General features: G+C 72.0%; 20 protein-coding genes. 7 read left to right on the forward strand and 13 right to left on the reverse strand.

Annotated features, from left to right (window positions below; genetic code table 11):
- Positions 1-5 precede the first annotated feature (5 nt).
- Both ispD and ABZS77_RS10500 read right to left on the reverse strand, forming a co-directional pair.
- Positions 6-701 carry a 2-C-methyl-D-erythritol 4-phosphate cytidylyltransferase gene (gene ispD / locus ABZS77_RS10495; protein ID WP_354820376.1) on the reverse strand — a complete coding sequence of 232 codons (696 nt, stop codon included), beginning with the start codon at positions 699-701 and terminating at the stop codon, positions 6-8.
- Between the two features lie 56 nt (positions 702-757).
- Positions 758-1,243, reverse strand: coding sequence for a CarD family transcriptional regulator (locus tag ABZS77_RS10500; RefSeq protein ID WP_007073334.1), 486 nt, complete (start codon positions 1,241-1,243; stop codon positions 758-760).
- Positions 1,244-1,570: 327 nt separating this feature from the next.
- Between ABZS77_RS10500 and ABZS77_RS10505 the strand changes: the two genes are divergently transcribed.
- Positions 1,571-2,257 (forward strand): hypothetical protein, encoded by a 687-nt coding sequence (locus tag ABZS77_RS10505; RefSeq protein ID WP_354820379.1) that lies wholly within the window; start codon positions 1,571-1,573, stop codon positions 2,255-2,257.
- A gap of 9 nt (positions 2,258-2,266) precedes the next feature.
- On the opposite strand, the gene ABZS77_RS10510 is transcribed toward ABZS77_RS10505, so the two are convergent.
- The 4 genes from ABZS77_RS10510 to ABZS77_RS10525 form a co-directional block, all read right to left on the reverse strand.
- Complete coding sequence (locus ABZS77_RS10510; RefSeq protein ID WP_354820382.1) at positions 2,267-2,902, reverse strand: hypothetical protein; 636 nt, start codon at positions 2,900-2,902, stop codon at positions 2,267-2,269.
- Between the two features lie 33 nt (positions 2,903-2,935).
- Positions 2,936-3,979, reverse strand: a complete 1,044-nt coding sequence (locus tag ABZS77_RS10515) for a type III polyketide synthase (RefSeq protein ID WP_354820385.1) — start codon at positions 3,977-3,979, stop codon at positions 2,936-2,938.
- 94 nt (positions 3,980-4,073) lie between these two features.
- Positions 4,074-5,240 carry an acyl-CoA dehydrogenase family protein gene (locus ABZS77_RS10520; RefSeq protein WP_354820388.1) on the reverse strand — a complete coding sequence of 389 codons (1,167 nt, stop codon included), beginning with the start codon at positions 5,238-5,240 and terminating at the stop codon, positions 4,074-4,076.
- 41 nt (positions 5,241-5,281) lie between these two features.
- Entirely contained in the window at positions 5,282-6,055 is a 774-nt protein-coding gene (locus ABZS77_RS10525; RefSeq protein WP_354820391.1) for a methyltransferase domain-containing protein, read from the reverse strand.
- A 45-nt stretch (positions 6,056-6,100) separates the two neighbouring features.
- On the opposite strand from ABZS77_RS10525, the gene ABZS77_RS10530 reads away from it, so the two are divergent.
- From ABZS77_RS10530 to disA, 4 genes are all read left to right on the forward strand, one after another.
- Positions 6,101-6,940: a UbiA family prenyltransferase gene (locus ABZS77_RS10530; RefSeq protein ID WP_354820393.1), complete on the forward strand. Its 840-nt coding sequence runs from the start codon at positions 6,101-6,103 to the stop codon at positions 6,938-6,940.
- A gap of 140 nt (positions 6,941-7,080) precedes the next feature.
- The gene (locus tag ABZS77_RS10535) at positions 7,081-7,860 is read left to right on the forward strand and encodes a hypothetical protein (RefSeq protein WP_354820396.1); all 780 of its coding nucleotides are present in this window, start codon (positions 7,081-7,083) and stop codon (positions 7,858-7,860) included.
- Positions 7,861-7,945: 85 nt separating this feature from the next.
- Positions 7,946-9,403, forward strand: coding sequence for a DNA repair protein RadA (gene radA / locus ABZS77_RS10540; protein WP_354820399.1), 1,458 nt, complete (start codon positions 7,946-7,948; stop codon positions 9,401-9,403).
- 131 nt (positions 9,404-9,534) lie between these two features.
- A complete protein-coding gene (disA, locus tag ABZS77_RS10545; RefSeq protein WP_354820402.1) occupies positions 9,535-10,719 on the forward strand; it encodes a DNA integrity scanning diadenylate cyclase DisA in 1,185 nt (394 codons plus the stop codon).
- A gap of 6 nt (positions 10,720-10,725) precedes the next feature.
- Here the strand turns inward: disA and ABZS77_RS10550 are convergent, their stop codons facing one another.
- The 3 genes from ABZS77_RS10550 to ABZS77_RS10560 form a co-directional block, all read right to left on the reverse strand.
- Positions 10,726-11,454, reverse strand: a complete 729-nt coding sequence (locus tag ABZS77_RS10550; RefSeq protein ID WP_354820404.1) for a hypothetical protein — start codon at positions 11,452-11,454, stop codon at positions 10,726-10,728.
- Between the two features lie 118 nt (positions 11,455-11,572).
- The gene (locus ABZS77_RS10555; RefSeq protein WP_354820407.1) at positions 11,573-12,145 is read right to left on the reverse strand and encodes a peptide deformylase; all 573 of its coding nucleotides are present in this window, start codon (positions 12,143-12,145) and stop codon (positions 11,573-11,575) included.
- Positions 12,142-12,654 (reverse strand): ACT domain-containing protein, encoded by a 513-nt coding sequence (locus ABZS77_RS10560; RefSeq protein ID WP_354820410.1) that lies wholly within the window; start codon positions 12,652-12,654, stop codon positions 12,142-12,144. The genes ABZS77_RS10555 and ABZS77_RS10560 overlap by 4 nt, the downstream gene beginning before the upstream one ends.
- Positions 12,655-12,750: 96 nt before the next feature.
- Between ABZS77_RS10560 and ABZS77_RS10565 the strand changes: the two genes are divergently transcribed.
- Positions 12,751-13,662, forward strand: a complete 912-nt coding sequence (locus tag ABZS77_RS10565; RefSeq protein WP_354820413.1) for an A/G-specific adenine glycosylase — start codon at positions 12,751-12,753, stop codon at positions 13,660-13,662.
- Positions 13,663-14,145: 483 nt separating this feature from the next.
- Here ABZS77_RS10565 and ABZS77_RS10570 read toward each other — a convergent pair whose 3' ends face one another.
- From ABZS77_RS10570 to lysS, 3 genes are all read right to left on the reverse strand, one after another.
- Complete coding sequence (locus ABZS77_RS10570; RefSeq protein WP_354820416.1) at positions 14,146-16,680, reverse strand: ATP-dependent Clp protease ATP-binding subunit; 2,535 nt, start codon at positions 16,678-16,680, stop codon at positions 14,146-14,148.
- A 474-nt stretch (positions 16,681-17,154) separates the two neighbouring features.
- The gene (locus ABZS77_RS10575; RefSeq protein ID WP_139582958.1) at positions 17,155-17,499 is read right to left on the reverse strand and encodes an Lsr2 family protein; all 345 of its coding nucleotides are present in this window, start codon (positions 17,497-17,499) and stop codon (positions 17,155-17,157) included.
- A 111-nt stretch (positions 17,500-17,610) separates the two neighbouring features.
- Positions 17,611-19,119, reverse strand: a complete 1,509-nt coding sequence (gene lysS / locus ABZS77_RS10580; protein WP_354820419.1) for a lysine--tRNA ligase — start codon at positions 19,117-19,119, stop codon at positions 17,611-17,613.
- Positions 19,120-19,208: 89 nt separating this feature from the next.
- Between lysS and ABZS77_RS10585 the strand changes: the two genes are divergently transcribed.
- The gene (locus tag ABZS77_RS10585) at positions 19,209-19,946 is read left to right on the forward strand and encodes a class I SAM-dependent methyltransferase (protein ID WP_354820422.1); all 738 of its coding nucleotides are present in this window, start codon (positions 19,209-19,211) and stop codon (positions 19,944-19,946) included.
- Positions 19,947-19,981: 35 nt separating this feature from the next.
- Here the strand turns inward: ABZS77_RS10585 and ABZS77_RS10590 are convergent, their stop codons facing one another.
- Positions 19,982-20,740, reverse strand: coding sequence for a type III pantothenate kinase (locus tag ABZS77_RS10590; protein ID WP_203177616.1), 759 nt, complete (start codon positions 20,738-20,740; stop codon positions 19,982-19,984).
- Positions 20,741-20,751: the final 11 nt, after the last annotated feature.

Genomic DNA, 20,751 nt, shown 5'->3' on the forward strand with positions numbered 1-20,751 from the left:
ACGCGTCAACCGCCGGCGGCGAGCAGATGCTCCGCCAGTGCCAGGTCGAACGGTCGGGTGATTTTCAGCGCGTACTCCGAGCCGGGCACGCAGCTCACCGGGACGCCCTGCTTCTCGACGAGCCCGGCGTCGTCGGTGAGCGGGTCACCGGCCGCGGCGTGCGCGGCGGTGAGCACCGCCCGGCGGAACCCCTGTGGGGTCTGCACCGCGCGCAGGGCGGACCGGTCGACGGTGCCGAGCACGACCTCGCCCGCGTCGACCTCCTTGATCGTGTCGACGACCGGCAGCACCGGGATCACCGCGGAGCACCCGTCGCGGACCGCCGCCGCGACGGACTCCACCAGCTCGGGCGGGGTGAGCGCGCGGGCGGCGTCGTGCACCAGGATGATCGTCGGCCCGTCGGGCACCGCGGCCAACGCGGCGGCGACCGAGGCCTGCCGTTCCGCGCCGCCAGGCACCACGGTCACCGGCGCCACCGGGGCGAGCAGCTCGCGGACGGTCGTCACCTCGGCGGCCGGCGCGGCCACCACGATCGTGTGCACCGAGGGTGCCGCCGCCAACCGGCGCACGGCGTGCACCAACAGCGGCTCGCCGGCGAGCAGGCGCAGCGCCTTGGGTCGGCCGGGACCGAGCCGTACGCCAGCACCCGCCGCAGGCACGAGGACCGCGACGTCACCGCGCGGGTTGAGCTGCGCGGTCACGTCGCGGTCCTCGGTGGTTTGTTCGCTACTAATCGGGTACGACGATGCTGTGCGGACTAGGCCTCGGTGAGAACCTTGTCGAGCAGCGTCTCCGCCTCGTCCTTGGTGCTCTTCTCCGCCAGCGCGACCTCGCCGACGAGGATGTCGCGGGCCTTGGCGAGCATCCGCTTCTCACCCGCCGAAAGGCCCCGCTCCCGCTCCCGGCGCCACAGGTCACGCACGACCTCGGCGACCTTCAGCGGGTTGCCGGAAGCCAGCTTTTCCAGGTTGGCCTTGTAACGCCGCGACCAGTTGGTCGGCTCCTCGGTGTGCGGAGCCCGGAGAACGTCGAAGACCTTGCCGAGGCCCTCTTCGCCGACCACCTCGCGTACGCCCACGATCTCGGCGTTCTCGGCGGGCACCCGGACCGTCAGGTCACCCTGCGCGACCCTCAGGACGAGGTATTGCTTGGGCTCGCCCTTGATGACCCGAGTCTCGATTGCCTCGATGAGTGCGGCCCCGTGGTGGGGGTAAACAACGGTCTCGCCGACACTGAAAACCATAGGTTCGAAACCCCTTTCGCTGTGTCTAGGGTAACACGGCCAGGCACCGATGTCTCACCGATGTCCTGACTGTTGGCGCAGCTCAGGGGCCCTGTGAGAGGTCTTTCTTCAGCTTGACAGGCGGTCAAACCAATGGTTCGAACACGCTCCGTAACGTACGGATGACTGCCCGGTACGGGTGAACAGAACGTCGAGATCAAGGGCTATGCGCTCACCTGATGGTATCCCGCCGTGCGCGATCGCGCCCAGGTGTGGCGAGAGGTGCCCCCTGTGCGGGACGCTTGGGGTCGCACGACAGTCCGCTCTCGAGACGCTTCAGGGGGTCCGATGGGCAAGCCGGACGCAGAGGGCCACGGGCCGTCCGACGGTCTGCCCGACCTGCCCCCCGAATGGGGTCGGGTGGTGATCCCCGACGACGCCTCGGCGCTCGCCGGCGAGGCCGCCCAGGTCCGCCGTGAGCTGCGCCGGGCCGCCGGGGCGCGCAGCCCGTACCGCGCCCTGGCCCTGCCCATGCTGGTCCTGCTGGTCGCGCTGCTCACCACGCTGGCCGGCCTGCTCGCCGTCACCTGGCCACGCGCCACCCGCGGCGCCGACCGGCCGGCCCCGACGCCCTCCAGCCCGCCCGTGGCCCTCACCGGTCGGGCGCTGCCCGCACTGGACCTGGTCGACTCCGGGCAGGCGCCGGTGCCGCTGCGCGGCCTGCTGCCCGCCATGATCATCCTCGTGGACGGCTGCCCGTGCCCGGCCGTCGTCACCGAGGCCGCGGCGACGGCGCCCGCCGGCGTCACCGTGATCACCGTGACCGGAGGGCGGACGGTCGCACCACCGCCGGTGCACGGCATCCAGGCGCTCGCCGACCCCGCCGGCGGGCTGCGCTCGTTCCTCGGCCAACCGGCCCACCCCGGCACCGCGACGGCGCTGCTCGTCGACCGCGCCGGCGTGGTCACCCGGGTGCTGCCCGAGCTGGGGCCGATCGACGCGTACCGGGACGACCTCAGCGCCCTCGCCGCCTGACCGGCCCGCCTACCGGGGCGGCAGGGCGACGAGCTGTGCCTGGACGTCTACGGGTCGATCGCCGACAGCCGACAGCGACACCCGGATCGGCCCACCGCCGGGCAGCACCTCGGCCGAGGCGACCAGGCCGTCGCAGTCGATACGCGGCGGGCCGACGATCTCGGCCCCGGTGCTCGTCACCGCCATCGTGCCCGGCCGGGTGCACCGGTACTGGAGCAGATAGCGGGCACCGTCGTCGGCGGACTGCCGGGTCACCCCCTCACCGGGCGCGATCTCCCGGTCCTCCCGCCAGACCGTCTCGCGGAACGACGGCAGGTCACTCCCCGGCGAGAACACCCCCGCGTCGCCCTCGATGTCGGTGACCGCGCCGGTCGCCGAGTCGATGATCACTGTGGAACCGCTCCGCACCCTCGCGGCCTCGCCCGTCTGGGGGTCGACCGCCACGGTCACCCGCTCACCGGGGGCGGCGGACGCCAGGACACGCTCCAACTCGGTGCTGACACTCGGCCCGGCCGACGGCGGACCGACCGGCCCGGCCATCGGGGCCGGCGCGGCCGCCCGCCACCACCAGCCGCCCATCGCCAGGGCGGCCAGGGTCGCCCCGACCAGCACCGCCGACCGCAGCCGGTCCTCCGCCGTGTCCACGGTGCCGAGCGTACCCGCCGGGGTGGCCGGCGATCACTCCTGTCGATCGAGCAGCGCGGCGTACAGGGTGAGACCGGGCCCGAACGCCAGCATCACGATCCGGCGGGGAGCCGCTCGGGCCAGCCGGTCCACGATCAGCAACACCGTCGGCGAGGAACAGTTGCCGTGCTCGTCGAGCGTCGCCCGGGACGCCGCCAGCGCCTCCGGCGGCAACGCCAGCTCCCGCTCCACCACGTTGAGGATCCGCGGCCCACCCGGGTGCACCGCCCAACCGTCCACCTCGGAACGGGACGTGCCATGCCGGGCCAGCAGGTCGTCGACCAGGGCGCGGACGTGCCGGGACAGCACCTGCGGCACCTTCGGCGACAACCCCATCCGGAAGCCGGCGTCGGTCACGTCCCAGGTCATGTGGTCCGCCGTGGAGGTGTCCGTGACCGAGGTGACCTCGCTCAGCGCGTACCCCCGGCCGTCCGGCACCACCACCGCCGCGACCGCCGCGTCCGAGAAGAGCGCGTGCGAGACGATCTGCTGGGTGTCCACCCGGGCACTCGACGGCTGGATGTGCAGACTGGTCAGCTCGGCGCAGAGCAGCAGCGCCGGACGACCCCGGGCCGTGACGAAGTCACTCGCCGCACCCAGCCCCGGCAGCGCCGCGTAGCAGCCCATGTGACCGACGAACATCCGCTGCGTGTCCGGGGCCATGCCGAGGTCCCGGGCGAGCAGGATGTCCAGCCCTGGAGTGGCGTACCCGGTGCAGGAGCAGACGATGAACAACCCCACGTCGCCCGCGTCCAACCCGGCCGCCGTCAACGCGCGCCCCACCGCCTCCTTGCCCAGCGGCAGCGCCTCCACCTGGTAGCGGCGCATCCGGCGTTCGGTCGGCCACTCCGACACGTCCTCCAGCAGCGGATTGACGGCAGCCTGACGGCGGGTCACCCCCGAATGCGTGAAGATCCGCTCGGCCAACGACCGGGTGGTGCCGGAGAAGTGCCGGGAGAAGAAGCCCTCCCACAACTCGTCCTGCGAGGCCGACGGCGGCTGCGCCGCCCCGAGCCCCGCGATCACTGGTACGGGCACGATCCCCACCTCTCGTCCGAAGCTGTCCTCCCCCGGTCCGTCCCGCCGACCATCGTGCCCGGCCGTTCCCCCACCTCAGTCGAGCCGCGCCGGCTCACCAACGCGGAACCGATCCGTCGCGGTCCGGGTCGCCGCCCAGAGCGGCGATGCCGAGCCAGTCGGCGGAGACATCCGAGGTCGCCGGGTGCAACGACCCACAACGGGCATCCCGGTAGAGCCGCTCCAACGGATGGCCACGCCGCGTCGCCGAGGTGCCCGCCGCCTCCAGCACCGAGGCCGCCACCTCGGCCGCCGTGGTGCCGGCCAGCAACTTGGCCCGCCACACCCACCGGTTGGTCTCCGCCTCACCCGGCTCCTCGTCCACCCGGCGGGCCGCCTCGGCCACCACCAGTCGGGCCGCCGCGGTCGCCGCGTCCGCCCGTCCCAGCCGCGCCCGCACCGCGGGCAGACCGGCCAGGTTGCGGGCGTTGAGGTGCTCGGCCGCCGCGTCGATCGCCGCCTGGGCCACCCCCACGTACACCGCCGCGTAGCTCGCCACCAGCCAGTGCGGCATCAGCTGGGCGACCACCAGGGCCAGCCCCTCCACCCCGCCGAGCAGCCGGTCGGCCGGCACCGTCACATCCAGGTGCAGGTCGTGCGAGGAGGTCGCCCGCATGCCGAGCGCGTCCCAGGTCGGCTCCACTGTCAACCCGTCCCCGGCTGGCACCAGGAACTGGGACACCACCGACTGGTCGGCGGCACTGCGGGCGGCCACCAGATAGCCGTCGGCGTGCCCCGCCCCCGAGCAGAAGGTCTTGCTGCCCTTGAGGTGCCAACCGCCGTCGGTCGCCTCGTAGACCGTGCTCAACTGCGAGAGCCGGGCACCGGCGCCACGTTCGCTCATGGCCACCGCGTACCACGAGCCCTGCGCGGCAGCGGTCAGCAGCCGGTCCCGCGCGACCAACGCATCGTCCGGCACACCGAGCGCCTCGGCCAACTCCTCGGTGACCGCGCCCAGCGCGCCGGTCACCGACGCGTGCATGTTGAACACCAGGGCCGTCGCGCCGTTGCCCCGGGCGAGTTCGGTGGCGACTGCGGCGTACTCGGCGAAGCTCGCACCCAGACCGCCCAGCGCCCGGGGCACCATCAGCCCGAACAGCCCCGCCTCCCGCAGGTCACGAAAGTCCTCCACCGGGAAGGAGCCGTCCCGGTCGTGCTCCGCCGCCCGCGCGGCGAACCGCGGCGCCAACCGGCGAGCCGCCTCAAGCGCATGCACCGTCATATCGCCCCCTCCTCGGCGTCCTTACCCCCGCCACGGCCGCACTATCCGTTTCGGACCCCCCGGCCCTGGTAGAGCACGGCCGTGGATCGGGTCGGCACGATGCGCGGCGCCCGGCCGGTGGACGTCGCACCGGCGGACCCGGACGCGCGGACCCGCCGCAGCAGCCAGGCCAGCAGACCACCGACCTGCGGTCGGATGCCCCGCAGCCGCAGGTCGACGCCGTGCCGGGCGCACTCGGCCACCAGCTCGCGGGCGTCCACGAACAACCGTGGATCGTGGATGCCGCGCGGCACCGTCGGCAGACGCTCGGCGATCCGTACCGCGACCAGCCGCGCCAGCGCCGTGTCGTTCAGGGTGTCCAGCACCAGCAGACCGCCGGGGCGCAGCAGCCGACACGCCTCGGCCACGGCACGCGGCCAGTCCGGCACATGCTCCAGCAGCTCACCCGCGGAGACCACGTCGGCGCAGCCGTCCGGCAGCGGGACGGCGGTGACGTCGGCCTGGATGACGCGTATCCCGTGCTCGGCGGCCTGGACGAGCGCCGAACGGGTCAGGTCGACCCCGACGTGCCGGTAACCCTTACCGGCCAGGTGCGGCGCGAGCAGGCCGGCGCCGCAGCCAAGGTCGACCAGGAGCGCGTCGGGACGGGCCGCCGGGGGCACCATCGCCGCCCGGGCCTCGGCCAGCCAGTGCAGCATCGCGAACGCGCCATCCGGCCGCCACCACTCACCGGCCAGGTCGTCGTACTGGCGTGGATCGTTGCGCGGCAGTACCCGGGTGCCGGTGGACGCCGGGGCCGCAGCCACGTCTCGCATGGCACGAGCGTGGCACGACTGCTCGGTAACGACCAGACTTCCCTTATGTCGTCGAGGGTGTTAGGGCTGGTCAGGGCGAGCCATCCGGAACCGGCCGCCGCGGTGACCGCGGTGGCCGGCCTGCTGTCGTGGGGGGTGGGACACCGACCGTCCGGAATCGCCTCGGTGGTGCTCGCCGTGCTGGCCAGCCAACTCGCGGTCGGCTGGACCAACGACGCGCTGGACGCCGAGCGGGACGCCACGGTGGGGCGTACCGACAAGCCGGTCGCCGCCGGCGCGGTCGGCCGGCGCACCACGGCCTGGGCCGCCGCGGCGGCCGCGGTGGCCTGCCCGTTGCTGGCGCTGACCACCAACCCGACGGCGGCGTTCTGGCTCACCGTCGCCCTGGTCTCCGCGCTGCTCTACGACTGGCCGCTCAAGGCCACCGCGTTCTCGGTGCTGCCCTACGCGGTCTCCTTCGGGGCTCTGCCCGCCTTCATCGTGCTGGCACTGCCCGGCGAGCCCACCCCGCCGGCGTGGCTGCTTGTCGCGGCGGCGTGCCTGGGCGCCGGCGCGCACTTCGCCAACGTGCTCCCCGACCTCGCCGACGACGCCCGCACCGGCGTACGTGGCCTGCCGCACCGCCTCGGTGCGGCCGGCAGCCGGATCGCCGCCGCCGTGCTCCTGCTCGCGGCGACCGCGGCCCTGGTCGTCGGTCCGCCCGGGCCGCCGTCGGCGGTCGGCGTCGCGGCGGTCGGCGCGGCCGCCGTGGTACCACCCCTGAGCTGGTACGCCGGACGCTCCGCGCTCCGGGCCGGCCGGCGGCCGGTGGCCGCCTTCCGGGGAGTCATGCTGATCGCCCTCGTCGACGTGGTCCTGCTGGTGGCGAGCGGTCGGGTCGTCTGACCGGCACCCGGGCAGGTGGCATTGCCGGGTCCGTGTGCGGGCCTCGATCAGCTCCAACTACCCTGGAGCGCGGTCTGCGCGGGTATGGCCACCGTGCCCGGCGTGGAGGCCGGGTGGGGATTGTGACGAGGAGGACCGACGTGACGCGCTCGATCAGGGGATCCCGGCGGGCGGCCCTGCTGCTGTCCGGGGTCGCGGCGGCCAGCCTGCTGGCGTCCGGCTGCGGCACCGGTCAGATCGCCGAGACCGCCGAGAAGGAGGCTTCGGTCCAGGGCGTCAGCCTCACGACCGGCAACGGCTCGTTCTCGGTGCGCGGCCTGCTGGTCGACTACCCGGGCCCCGAGGGCTACCGGGCCGGTCAGGACGCCCTGCTCAACGCCGTGATCTACAACGACTCGAAGGAGACGGTGACGGTCACCGTCACCACCGACAGCGCCCGCGAGGTGGTGATCGGCGGCGGTTCGGCGAGCCCGTCGGCGTCCGCCTCGGAGTCGACCTCCGCCAGCCCGTCCCCGTCCGGCTCGGCCAGCCCGTCGACGTCGACGTCCGAATCGGCCAGCCCGTCCGCGACCCCCTCCGAGACCGGTTCGTCCTCGGCCACCCCGTCCGCTCCGGAGTCGGCGCGGGCGTCGGGTTCGGCCAGTCCCGCCGCGCCGGGTCAGCCGGCCCGCATCGAGCTGGCCCCGCTGAGCTACCTCCAGCTCAACTCCGAGGCGACCACGCAGCTCCGACTGATCGGCCTGAACGAGGCGCTGCGCTCCGGCCAGAACGTCTTCGTGACCTTCGACTTCGGAAACGGCAACACGGTCACCGGCCCGGCGCCGATCGCGGTGCCGCTCACCCCGGCCGCACCCCCGTCGCCGATCATCGAGCGCGAGGGTGGCTACGAGGGCGACGAGGGCGGCACGACCCACGACTGACCCGCACACGACATCGACGAACGCCCCGGCGTGGTGACCACCACGCCGGGGTGTTTTCGTCGTACGCGAGGGCTAGCGTCCTGATGTGACCACCTCCCGATCGACCCCTGCGCGCGGCGGCACGGCCGGTGCCCCCCGCGCTCGGTCCGCCGCGCGTGAGCCACGGCCGGCGTACGAGTGCGACGCCTGCGGGCACCAGCCGCCCAAGTGGGTGGGCCGCTGCCCGGAGTGCGGCGAGTGGGGCTCGGTGGTCGAGTCGACGGTGACCGGGCCGACCGTCTCCGGCCGGGTGGTCAGTTCCCGGATGCCGTCCGAGCCGGCCCGACCGATCGCCACCATCAGCGCCGCTCCGGCCCGCGCCCGGCCCACCGGCGTCAGCGAACTGGACCGGGTGCTCGGCGGTGGCCTGGTCCCGGGGGCGGTGGTGCTGCTCGCCGGCGAGCCCGGCGTGGGCAAGTCGACCCTCCTGCTGGACGTGGCCCAGCAGTGGGCCGTCAATGCCGGCAGCCCGTCGCTGGTGGTCAGCGGTGAGGAGTCGGTCAGCCAGGTGCGGCTGCGTGCCGAGCGGATGGGCACCCTGCACGACCAGCTCTACCTCGCTGCCGAGAGTGACCTGGCCTCGGTGCTGGGGCACCTCGACGCGGTCAAGCCGGGGCTGCTGGTGCTCGACTCGGTGCAGACCATCTCGACCACCGGCACCGAGGGGGTGCCGGGCGGCGTCACCCAGGTCCGTGCGGTCACCGCCGCCCTGGTGTCGGTCGCCAAGGAGCGGGGCATCGCCACCGTGCTGGTCGGGCACGTAACCAAGGACGGCCAGGTCGCCGGGCCCCGGGTCCTGGAGCACCTGGTCGACGTGGTGCTGCACTTCGAGGGCGACAAGCACTCCTCGTTGCGCCTGGTGCGCGGCGTCAAGAACAGGTTCGGCGCGGCCGACGAGGTCGGCTGCTTCGAGATGCACGAGGGCGGCATCAGCAGCCTCGCCGACCCGTCCGGGCTGTTCCTGACCCGCTACTCCGAGCCGGTCCCCGGCACCTGCGTGACGGTGGCCATGGAGGGCCGCCGAGCCCTGGTCACCGAGGTGCAGGCGCTGATCGGCGCGACTGTCGCCGGTTCACCGCGCCGCACCGTCTCCGGTCTCGACTCGGCCCGGCTGGCGATGGTGCTCGCGGTGCTGCAACGTCGTACGGAGCGGTTGACCCTGCACGACCGGGAGGTCTTCGCGGCCACCGTGGGCGGCATCCGCGTCGTGGAGCCGGCCGCCGACCTGGCGGTGGCCCTGGCGGTCGCGTCGGGCGGGCTCAACCTGGCCATCGCCCCGCACCTGGTGGCGATCGGCGAGGTGGGCCTCACCGGCGAGGTGCGTCGGGTCGGGGCGGTGCCGCGCCGGCTGGCCGAGGCGGCCCGGCTGGGGTTCAAGGTGGCCCTGGTGCCACCCGGCTGCGGCCCGGCGAGCACCGGTGCCGGCCCCGATCAGATGCGGGTGACCGAGGTCACCGACGTCCGTTCCGCGCTGCAACATGCGGCGCGCGCGTCCGCCGAGTGACCCACCGTGCCGGCGGGGAGGGCGATACGGGACAGCTCGCCCCAAGCGGGAAACCTGGAAAAGGGCGGCATCGTGACACATCACAGTAACCACGACAGCACCCACCGCACGGCAGTCCGTAGACTGTGCCCGTGCCGATCGACCGCGAAACCACCAAGCCAGCCGGCGCGCCGCCCCACGCCCGCACCGGCGCCGTGGGCTCGCCCGCCCGCCCGATCAGCGTGAGCGTGACGGCGGGAGCCGCCGGAGGCGCCGGGGATCCGCTGCGGGCCAACCTCGCCCTGATGGCGCCCGGCACCGCGCTGCGTGACGGCCTGGAGCGCATCCTGCGTGGCCGCACCGGCGCGCTCATCGTGCTCGGGTACGACAAGGTCGTCGAGGGCCTGTGCACCGGCGGCTTCCCCCTGGACGTGGAGTTCTCCGCGACCCGGGTGCGTGAGCTGTGCAAGATGGACGGCGCGGTCGTGCTCTCCAGCGACGGCACCCGGATCGTCCGGGCGGCCGTGCACCTGATGCCCGACCCGTCGATCCCGACGGAGGAGTCCGGCACCCGGCACCGCACCGCCGAGCGGGTGGCCCGGCAGACCGGCTACCCGGTCATCTCGGTCAGCCAGTCGATGCGGATCATCAGCCTCTACGTCAACGGCCAGCGGCACGTGCTCGACGACTCGGCGGCCATCCTGTCCCGCGCCAACCAGGCGCTGGCCACCCTGGAACGCTACAAGCTGCGGCTGGACGAGGTCTCCGGCACGCTCTCGGCACTGGAGATCGAGGATCTGGTCACCGTCCGGGACGCGGTGGCAGTGGTGCAGCGGCTGGAGATGGTCCGCCGGATCGCCGACGAGATCGCCGGCTACGTGGTCGAGCTGGGCACCGACGGCCGGCTGCTCGCCCTCCAGCTCGACGAGCTGATGGCCGGCGTGGACGCCGACCGGACGCTTGTCATCCGGGACTACCTCCCCGTCGGCCGCAAGTCCCGCACTCTGGACGAGGCACTCGTCGAGCTGGACCTGCTCGGCGCCACCGAGCTGATCGACCTGGTGTCGGTGGCGAAGGCGATCGGCTACCCGGCCGCATCGGACGCGCTGGACGCCGCCGTCAGCCCGCGCGGCTTCCGGCTGCTGGCCAAGGTGCCCCGGCTGCCGGTGGCGGTTGTCGACCGGCTGGTGCTGCACTTCGGCAGCCTCCAGCGGCTGCTGGGCGCGACCGTGGAGGACCTCCAGGCCGTCGAGGGGGTCGGCGACGCCCGCGCCCGGGGCGTCCGGGAGGGCCTGTCCCGGCTCGCCGAGGCGTCCATCCTGGAGCGGTACGTCTGATCCGGCTCAGCCGGTGACGGTGATCTTCACGGGGGCGCTGAGTTTGGTGCCCACCCGGGCCAGCACCTGGTAGCTCCCCGCCGGCGGGAACGGGCCGGCCGCCAGGCCGTTGTCGCTGCAGCGGCTGGTGTCCCGGCCGTTCCAGCCCACCTCGTAGGAGCGCTCGAAGTTGGGCGTGAAGGACTGCACGTCGGAGCCCTGGGCCTTGCCGCAGGTGTCCGACGACCACACCTTCTCGGCACCGGCCTTGATGAAGATCTCCTGAAGGTCGGCGCCGACATTGCGGCTGCACGTGCGGTCGGAGATGTTCTTGATTTTGAGCTGGAGGTTGACGACCGTGCCGCGCTGCGCCGTGGCCGGCTGCGCCACCGAGGTCACGCTGATCTCGTCGTCGGTGCAGGTGCCGTCGTCAACGGAACCGGCGGCGGCGCCCAGCGGCGGGGTGTTGCTGGTGATCTCCGGGCTCGGTGTCGTGGTGTCCGGGTCAGCGGGCGCGGACACCGACGGTGCCCCCGTCTGCGGTGTCAGCACCGGACCGCCCGCTCCCGGACCGCCGGCCCCCGGAGCGGCGGACGTCGCCGACGGCGGCGCCCCCGCCTTGGGCTGACCGCCCGTGCGGTCCGAGCCGGTGCAGGAGTAGAGCAGGACAATCAGGAAGAGAAGCCCCGCTCCGAGTACGACGACGCGACGCCGCCAGTACACAGCGGGTGGCAGGGGGCCGACCGTCAGACGCATGATGCCCCCCACGGTAGCCGCGCGACGCCCACCAGCCCCGCGCGACGCGCCGGAGCGGCACCGACCCGCCACCACAACCATCCACTGAGGACTGACAGGTGGTGGGTCCGGCCCCCGTTCAGAGGTAGACCTTGCGCTGGTAGACCGCGTGCGCACCGGCCACCCGGTCCAGGAAGAGCAGCCCCGCGCAGTGGTCGATCTCGTGCTGCAACGCCCGCGCCTCGAAGCCGTCCGTCACCAGCCGCACCGACGTCCCGCTGCCCGGCAGGTCACCCTCCACCACCAGCCGGCTGGCCCGCTTCACGTCACCGGTCAGGTCCGGCACCGACATGCACCCCTCCCGGCCGGGCTTCCACCGGGTGGCCTCGACCACCCGGGCGTTGCACAACACGAACGTGCCGTGCACGGTGACCGCCTTCGGATGCCCCGTCACGTCGACCGCGAAGACCTGCGCGTCCACCCCGATCTGCGGCGCGGCCAACCCCACGCACCCCGGCGACACCCGCATCGTCGCCACCAGGTCGGCCGCCAACCGGACCGTCTCGGAGGACGTCGGATCGACCGCACCGCCGGCCCGACTCAACACCGGATGGGGGGCCGACACCACCGCCCGGACCTCACCCTCGACCGGCAGCGACTCCGGCGTCCAGCCGCCCAGCCCGGCGTACGCCCCGCTCTGCTCGCCCGTCACAGCAGATCCGGGTCCGCCGGCCGGAGGGTGACCTCCACGCCCAACTCGGCGGCGGTCCGATGCAGCCGGTCCACAAGCGCCTCCGCCACCCCCGCCGGCAACTCGACCTCCGCCAGCACCACGTACAGCGAACCCGCCAACCGGGTGCTCAGGTCCGTGACGTTCCCGCCGGCGTCCACCAGCACCCGGGTCATCGCCGCCACGATGCCCATCCGGTCCGAGCCGTGCACCGCCATCACGTACGGCTCACCCACCGGGGGCACCTCGCCGTCCGGGGTGACCTCGCGTACGGTCGCCAGCAGTTGCCCCTCGGCCGCCAGCGGCGCCAGCGCGGCCTCGACCTCGGCGGCGGCCGGGCCGGCGCAGATGAGGGTCATTGCGAAATGCCCCCGCAACCGCGTCATCGTGCTGTCGCTGAGGTTCGCGCCCAGCCGGGCGAGCACCTCCGCGACGTCGGCCACGATGCCCGGCCGGTCCCGACCGATGACGGTGATCGCGAGCTCGTTCATCCGGGCATTCTCTCCGATCCGCCCACCGCCGCGACGACACCCCGTCCGATCCGCCCACCAAGCGGGAACACACCCCGTGACATCATCGACGACGCCATGACACAACCCGATTTCGCCACCCTGGTCAGCCAATGGTTCCGGCAACACGCCCGTGACCTGCCGTGGCGCGAGCCCGGCGTCACCCCGTGGGCCATCCTCGTCAGCGAGGTCATGCTCCAGCAGACACCCGTGGTCCGCGTCGTACCGGCCTGGCAGGCCTGGCTGACCCGCTGGCCGGATCCCGCCGCGTTGGCCGCCGACACCCCCGCCGAGGCGATCCGGATGTGGGGACGCCTCGGCTACCCCCGCCGCGCCGTCCGGCTGCGCGAGTGCGCGGTCGCGATCGTCGACAGGCACGGCGGCCAGGTGCCGGACCGGCTGGAACAGCTGCTGGCGCTGCCGGGCGTCGGCACCTACACGGCGCGGGCGGTGGCCGCGTTCGCGTACGGGCAGCGGCATCCCGTGGTCGACACGAACGTACGTCGCGTGGTGTGCCGGGCGGTCGCCGGTGAGCCGGACGCCGGACCGGTCACCCGGCCCGCCGACCTGGTCGCCACCGAGGAACTGCTACCGGCCGAGCCCGCCGCGGCGGCACTGGCAAGCGCCGCGTTCATGGAGCTGGGGGCCGTGATCTGCACGGCCCGGTCACCACGCTGCCCGGCCTGCCCGGTCGAGTCGGTCTGCGCCTGGCGGGCCTCCGGCCAGGAGCCGCCGACCGGACCGAGCCGCCGCCCCCAACGGTACGCGGGCACCGACCGGCAGGTACGCGGACTGCTGCTCGCGGTGCTCCGGGAGACCACCGGGCCGGTGCCGCACCAACGGCTGGACCAGGTCTGGACCGACGACGTGCAGCGCGCCCGCGCTCTGGCGGGCCTGGTCCAGGACGGGCTGGTGGAACCGGTGGGCCCCGACTCCTTCCGGCTGGCCGGCGACGGACCGTCCCTGCCCACGGCCGACCTCACCACCTGAGCCGCCCACCCCCGGTCTGCGAGATCCGCGCGGCGGTGCGCCAGCGCGAGGTCACGCTGACCCGGTCCACCCGCCCCCGACTCGCCCGAACGACCCCATGATCATGCTCGATCCTGGATCGAGTGGTGTCGGGCACTGCCGGATGCCACCACATCCAGGATCGAGCACGATCTTGCGGCGGAGAGGGCCGACACCGGCACACCAGGCGGTGCGGCGACACGTCCGGACGCGGATGCGGAGGGGCAGACGCCACCGCGCCGTGTGGTGCCACGTCCGGGCGGCGGGACCCGGAAGGGTCGGCGCCACGCCGTGTTGTGACACGTCCGGGCGGCGGATCCGGAACGGCAGGCGCCACGCCGTGTGGTGACACGTCCGGACGGCGGACATTGAACGGCGGGCGCCAGCGTGCCGTGCGGGTGGACGCGAAAAGGCGGGGCCCCGGTGGCTCATGCCACCGGGGCCCCGCCCCTCGTTGCGTGTTGCCTACTCGTCCGCGCCCGCGGTGGCGGTGCTGCCACCGAGGTCGGCCGGCACGGCGTCCGGAACTTCCACCGGCTTCTCCGCGCCCCGGAAGACGAGCTTGGACTTGTCGATGTCGTTCGGGTCGCCCTCGCAGTCCACCACGACGATCTGACCGGGGGTCAGCTCGTTGAACAGGATCCGCTCGGAGAGGTTGTCCTCGATGTCGCGCTGGATCGTGCGACGAAGCGGACGGGCACCGAGCACCGGGTCGAAGCCCTTCTTCGACAGGTACTTCTTGGCGTTGTCGGTCAGCTCCAGACCCATGTCCTTGTTGTGCAGCTGCGTCTCGATCCGCCGGATCATGATGTCCACGATCGAGAGGATCTCGGTCTGGCGCAGCTGGTGGAAGACGATGGTGTCGTCGATCCGGTTGAGGAACTCAGGCCGGAAGTGCTGCTTGAGCTCGTCGTTGACCTTCTGCTTCATCCGGTCGTAGGTCGACTCGGAGTCCTCCGACTGCTGGAAGCCCAGCGACACCGCCTTGGCGACGTCGCGGGTGCCCAGGTTGGTGGTCAGGATGATGACCGTGTTCTTGAAGTCCACGATCCGGCCCTGACCGTCGGTGAGCCGACCGTCTTCGAGGATCTGCAGGAGCGTGTTGAACACGTCCGGGTGGGCCTTCTCGATCTCGTCGAAGAGGACCACCGAGAACGGCCGACGCCGCACCTTCTCGGTCAGCTGGCCACCCTCGTCGTAGCCGACGTAGCCGGGAGGGGCACCCACCAGCCGGGAGACCGTGTAACGGTCGTGGAACTCGGACATGTCCAGCTGGATGAGGGCGTCCTCGCTGCCGAAGAGGAACTCGGCGAGCGCCTTGGACAGCTCGGTCTTACCCACACCGGACGGGCCGGCGAAGATGAACGAGCCCGACGGGCGCTTCGGGTCCTTCAGGCCGGCCCGGGTACGCCGGATCGCCTTCGAGACCGCCTTGACCGCGTCCTCCTGGCCGATGACGCGCTTGTGCAGCTCGTCCTCCATGCGCAGCAGGCGCGAGGTCTCCTCCTCGGTCAGCTTGTAGACCGGGATGCCCGTCCAGTTGCCGAGGACCTCGGCGATCTGCTCGTCGTCGACCTCGCTGACGACGTCCAGGTCACCGGCCTTCCACTCCTTCTCCCGCTGAGCCTTCTGGCCGAGGAGCTGCTTCTCCTTGTCGCGCAGCTGGGCGGCGCGCTCGAAGTCCTGCGCGTCGATCGCGGACTCCTTGTCGCGACGCACCTGGGCGATGCGCTCGTCGAAGTCACGCAGGTCTGGCGGCGCGGTCATCCGACGGATCCGCATCCGGGCTCCGGCCTCGTCGATCAGGTCGATCGCCTTGTCCGGAAGGAAGCGGTCGGAGATGTACCGGTCGGCGAGCGTCGCGGCAGCCACCAGGGCGGCGTCGGTGATGCTCACCCGGTGGTGTGCCTCGTACCGGTCGCGCAGACCCTTGAGGATCTCGATGGTGTGCGCCAGCGACGGCTCACCCACCTGGATCGGCTGGAACCGGCGCTCGAGAGCGGCGTCCTTCTCCAGGTGCTTGCGGTATTCATCCAGGGTGGTGGCACCGATGGTCTGGAGCTCACCACGGGCCAGCATCGGCTTGAGGATGCTCGCCGCGTCGATCGCGCCCTCGGCGGCACCCGCACCCACCAGGGTGTGGATCTCGTCGATGAACAGGATGATGTCGCCGCGGGTGCGGATCTCCTTGAGCACCTTCTTGAGGCGCTCCTCGAAGTCACCGCGGTAGCGGGAACCGGCGACCAGCGCACCGAGGTCGAGCGTGTAGAGCTGCTTGTCCTTCAGAGTCTCGGGCACCTCGCCCTTGATGATCTTCTGGGAAAGCCCCTCCACCACGGCGGTCTTACCGACGCCGGGCTCACCGATCAGGACCGGGTTGTTCTTGGTACGGCGGGAGAGCACCTGCATGACCCGCTCGATTTCCTTCTCGCGCCCGATGACCGGGTCGAGCTTGCCCTCGCGGGCGGCCTGGGTCAGGTTGCGGCCGAACTGGTCCAGCACGAGGCTGGTCGACGGCGCGGCCTCACCCGGCGCGGCGCCGGCGGCGGCCGGCTCCTTGCCCTGGTAGCCGGAGAGCAGCTGGATCACCTGCTGGCGGACCCGGTTGAGGTCGGCGCCGAGCTTGACCAGCACCTGGGCGGCGACGCCCTCGCCCTCACGGATCAGCCCGAGCAGGATGTGCTCCGTGCCGATGTAGTTGTGGCCGAGCTGCAGCGCCTCGCGCAGCGACAGCTCCAGCACCTTCTTGGCCCGCGGCGTGAACGGGATGTGCCCGCTCGGCGCCTGCTGGCCCTGGCCGATGATCTCCTCGACCTGCTGGCGGACGCCCTCCAGGGAGATGCCGAGGCTCTCCAGGGCCTTTGCCGCGACGCCTTCACCTTCGTGGATCAGGCCCAGCAGGATGTGTTCCGTACCGATGTAGTTGTGGTTGAGCATCCGGGCCTCTTCTTGGGCCAGGACGACAACCCGTCGCGCTCGGTCGGTGAACCGCTCGAACATGCCCTCGTGCTCCTCACGTGCCGTGCGCCTTGATGGTCAAGATCTTGGCGGGGCCGGTGCACGAACGTCCGGGACGGGCGTCCGTGCCTCCTTACTCTATCGTCGCTGACCGACTCAGCTGAGGTCGTGTGTCTCGGGTATGGGTCGGTTCCACGTCGTTTTGCACAACCGTCCGCGCTCAGGAGGTGTTCCGGTACCCCTGTCGCTACGCGCAGAGCGAAATCCGACTGACGCGACGGGGGCCCTTTCCCGGCTTCGGGAGCCCTCCGAGAGGGCGGATCAGGCCGCGTGAGCCCCTGCGGAACGGTTGTCCACAGGCTGTGGACAGTTACTCCACTGGTTGTGGACAACGCCGGTGGGCCCCGGAAGCTTCCCCCCACCCGCGAACCGGACACGGGGGTGGATACGGCGACGCCGGCCCGGAGGAATGCTCCGGTCCGGCGTCGGTGTCGCCTCGCGCCCGCTGCTGACGGCTCAGCGCTTGGCGTGGAACTCGTCGACGATCTCCTGCGGGATGCGGCCCCGGTCCGAGATGTCCTTGCCAGCCTTCTTGGCCCACTCCCGGATCGCCTTGTTCTGCTCCCGGTCGGCCGTCGCGCCGCCCCGACCGCGGGCGGCCCGCCCACCGATCACGACGCCACCCCGGCCCACCTTCGTGCCGGCACCCACGTACGGCGCGAATACGTCGCGCAATTTCGCGGCGTTGGAACTCGACAGGTCGATCTCGTACTGAACGCCGTCGAGGGCGAACTTGACGGTCTCGTCCGCGTCCCCGCCGTCCAGGTCATCGACCAGCTTGTGAATGATCTGCTTGGCCACGTCCCACATTCCTTTCGAGCAGGGCACTCCTGCTAACGAGAGCACAATAACCCGCGTGCGGCTTGCCCCGTCAATAGGATGCGGTAACGGCTCGCTGTGAGCCGGGCGGGACTACTCCGGGCGGACCAACGGGAAGAGGATCGTTTCCCGAATTCCGAGCCCGGTCAGGGCCATCAAGAGCCGGTCGATTCCCATTCCCATACCGCCGGCCGGCGGCATTCCGTACTCCATGGCCCGGAGAAAGTCCTCGTCGAGACGCATCGCCTCGTCGTCACCGCGGGCGGCGAGCTGCGCCTGGGCCACCAGACGCTCCCGCTGCACGACCGGGTCGACCAGCTCGGAGTACGCGGTGCCCAGCTCGAACCCGAGCACGTACAGGTCCCACTTCTCGGCCAGCCCCGGCTCACCGCGGTGCGCCCGGGTGAGCGGGCTGGTCTCCTCCGGGTAGTCCCGTACGAAGGTGGGTGCCTGCAGGCCGGGGACGACCAGTTCCTCGAACAGTTCCTCGGCCAGCTTGCCCGGCCCCCACTTGGGGTCCACGGCCAATCCCACCTTGTCCGCGTACTCGACGAGGCGGGAGCGCTCGGTGCGGACGGTGACCTCCTCGCCGAGCGCCTCGGAAAGCACCCCGAAGAGCGTCACCGAGCGCCACTCGCCGCCCAGGTCGAACTCGCGCCCGTCGGCGTGGGTCACCACCGTCGAGCCGCTGACCGCGATCGCCGCCTGTTGCACGAGATTGCGGGTCAACTCGGCCATCGTGTCGTAGTCGCCGTACGCCTGGTACGTCTCCAGCATCGCGAACTCGGGCGAGTGCGAAGAGTCGACACCCTCATTACGGAAGTTGCGGTTGATCTCGAAAACTCGGTCGACGCCGCCGACCACGGCGCGCTTGAGAAACAGTTCCGGCGCGATTCGCAGATACAGATCGGTGTTCAACGCATTGCTGTGGGTCACGAACGGTCGGGCGGCGGCACCGCCGTGCAGGAGTTGCAACATCGGCGTTTCCACCTCGATGAAGCCCTGCCCGTGCAGCGAATCGCGCAGGCTGCGCACCGCCGCCGCCCGGGTACGGACCATCTGTCGGGCCTGCGGCCGGACGATCAGGTCGACGTAGCGCTGGCGGACCCGGGCCTCCTCGGAGAGCGGCTTGTGCGCCACCGGCAGCGGTCGCAGCGCCTTCGCGGTCATCTCCCACCGCCCGGCCAGCACCGACAGCTCACCCCGGCGGCTGGTGATCACCTCGCCGGTGACACCGACGTGGTCGCCGAGGTCGACGAGGCGCTTCCAGGCCTCCAGCCGCTCCGGGCCGACCCGGTCCAGCGAGAGCATGGCCTGCAACTCGGTGCCGTCGCCGTCGCGCAGGGTCGCGAAGCAGAGCTTGCCGGTGTTGCGTACGAAGATCACCCGACCGGTGACCGAGACCTCGTCGCCGGTGGCGGTGTCGGTGGGCAGGTCCGCGTACCGGGTCCGGATCTCCGCCAGTGTGGTGGTGCGGGGGAAGCCGACCGGGTAGGGCTCGACGCCCTCGGCGAGCATCCGGTCCCGCTTCTCCCGGCGGACCTTCATCTGCTCGGGAAGGTCGTCGGCGGGGTCCACTGGCACGGCGTTCTGCTCGCTCACGGCACGCTTCCTCGTCACGGGAGATACAGGGGGTCAGGCCCGAGCGTACTCAAGCGGTCCGGGGGCTGTTAGCGGATAACCTGCCCGTCATGGTCGATCACACTCACGCCCTGTCGTTCGGCGCTGCGGCGAGCGATTACGACCGGTTTCGTCCGCGCTATCCGGAAGCTGCCCTCCGGTGGGCGCTCGACGGGCTCAGTGCCGGCGGGGTCGTCGACCTCGGCGCGGGCACCGGCATCCTCACCCGTCAGGTGCTCGCTCTCGGGCATGAGGTGACGCCTGTGGAGCCGGACCCGGAGATGCGCGCCCAACTGGACGCCGCCACTCCCGGCGGCCGCGCGCTGGCCGGCAGCGCCGAGGCCATCCCGCTGCCCGACGGCGCCGCGGACGCCGTGGTGGTGGGGCAGGCGTACCACTGGTTCGACAGGGACCGGGCGCACGCCGAGGTCGCCCGGGTGCTGCGGGCCGGCGGTACGTTCGCCCCGATCTGGAACCTGCGCGACGATCGGACCGCGTGGGTCGCCGAGCTGGGTCGGATCGCCCACCTCGGTGACAGCGCCGGCGACGTCGCCGGACGGTACGAGGACTTCGGCCCGGCCTTCACACCTGTCGAGCTGAGGGAGTTCACGCACCACACGACGCTCACGCCCGACGAGGTGACGGCGCTGCTGCGCACCCGCTCGTACTGGCTCACCGCACCGGTCGACCGACGTGCGCGGATCGACCGGGAGCTGCGCGAGCTGTTCGCCGAGCATCCCGAGCTGGCCGGGCGGGAAACCGTCGACCTGCCGTACCGGACGCTCGTCCTGCGGGCCCGGCGGCGCTGAGGACGGCGCGGACGCCGGCCCCGACGGCGGCCGGGTCACAGGTTGCGTTCGTAGACCATCCGCAGGCCGATCAGCGTGATCATCGGCTCGTGGTGGGTGATGCTCCGGCATTCGTTGATCACCAGGGCGGCGAGGCCACCGGTGGCGATCACGGCCTTGACCTCGCCCAGTTCCTCGGTCATCCGCTCGACGATCCGGTCCACCTGCCCGGCGAAGCCGAAGTACAGGCCGGACTGGAGGCACTCCACGGTGTTCTTGCCGATCACCGAGCGGGGCTTGGTCGCCTCGACCTTGCGCAGCTGGGCGGCGCGCGCGGCCAGCGCGTCGAACGAGATCTCGATGCCCGGGGCGAACGCCCCACCGAGGAACTCGCCCCGCCCGCTGATCACGTCGAAGTTGGTGGTGGTGCCGAAGTCCACCACGATCGACGGCCCGCCGTAGAGGGTGTACGCCGCCAGGGTGTTCACCACCCGGTCGGCGCCCACCTCCTTCGGGTTGTCGATGGCCAGCTGCACCCCGGTGCGTACGCCCGGCTCGACGATCACGCTCGGCAGGTCGGCGTAGTAGCGGCCGAGCATGGTGCGCAGCGACCGCAGCGCGGCGGGCACGGTCGAGCAGGCGGCCACGCCGGTGATCTCGACGTTGTCCCCGGCGAGCAGGCCCCGGAACATCAGGCCCAGCTCGTCCGCCGTCGAACGGGCGTCGGTCTTGATCCGCCAGGAGTGCACCAGCTTGTCGCCGTCGAAGGTCGCCAGCACGGTGTTGGTGTTTCCGATGTCGATGCAGAGCAGCACGCTCGCAGCCT

The sequence above is a fragment of the Micromonospora sp. NPDC005298 genome, assembly GCF_040607375.1.
Taxonomy (GTDB): domain Bacteria; phylum Actinomycetota; class Actinomycetes; order Mycobacteriales; family Micromonosporaceae; genus Micromonospora.

What these genes read in the sequence shown, in the direction of transcription:
- ABZS77_RS10560 (WP_354820410.1), bottom strand. Translation starts at nt 12,654, where the DNA reads ATGAACGAGCTCGCGATCACCGTCATCGGTCGGGACCGGCCGGGCATC.
- ABZS77_RS10550 (WP_354820404.1), bottom strand. Translation starts at nt 11,454, where the DNA reads ATGCGTCTGACGGTCGGCCCCCTGCCACCCGCTGTGTACTGGCGGCGT.
- ABZS77_RS10565 (WP_354820413.1), top strand. Translation starts at nt 12,751, where the DNA reads ATGACACAACCCGATTTCGCCACCCTGGTCAGCCAATGGTTCCGGCAA.
- ABZS77_RS10570 (WP_354820416.1), bottom strand. Translation starts at nt 16,680, where the DNA reads ATGTTCGAGCGGTTCACCGACCGAGCGCGACGGGTTGTCGTCCTGGCC.
- ABZS77_RS10500 (WP_007073334.1), bottom strand. Translation starts at nt 1,243, where the DNA reads ATGGTTTTCAGTGTCGGCGAGACCGTTGTTTACCCCCACCACGGGGCC.
- ABZS77_RS10520 (WP_354820388.1), bottom strand. Translation starts at nt 5,240, where the DNA reads ATGACGGTGCATGCGCTTGAGGCGGCTCGCCGGTTGGCGCCGCGGTTC.
- ABZS77_RS10530 (WP_354820393.1), top strand. Translation starts at nt 6,101, where the DNA reads ATGTCGTCGAGGGTGTTAGGGCTGGTCAGGGCGAGCCATCCGGAACCG.
- ABZS77_RS10585 (WP_354820422.1), top strand. Translation starts at nt 19,209, where the DNA reads ATGGTCGATCACACTCACGCCCTGTCGTTCGGCGCTGCGGCGAGCGAT.
- ABZS77_RS10505 (WP_354820379.1), top strand. Translation starts at nt 1,571, where the DNA reads ATGGGCAAGCCGGACGCAGAGGGCCACGGGCCGTCCGACGGTCTGCCC.
- ABZS77_RS10525 (WP_354820391.1), bottom strand. Translation starts at nt 6,055, where the DNA reads ATGCGAGACGTGGCTGCGGCCCCGGCGTCCACCGGCACCCGGGTACTG.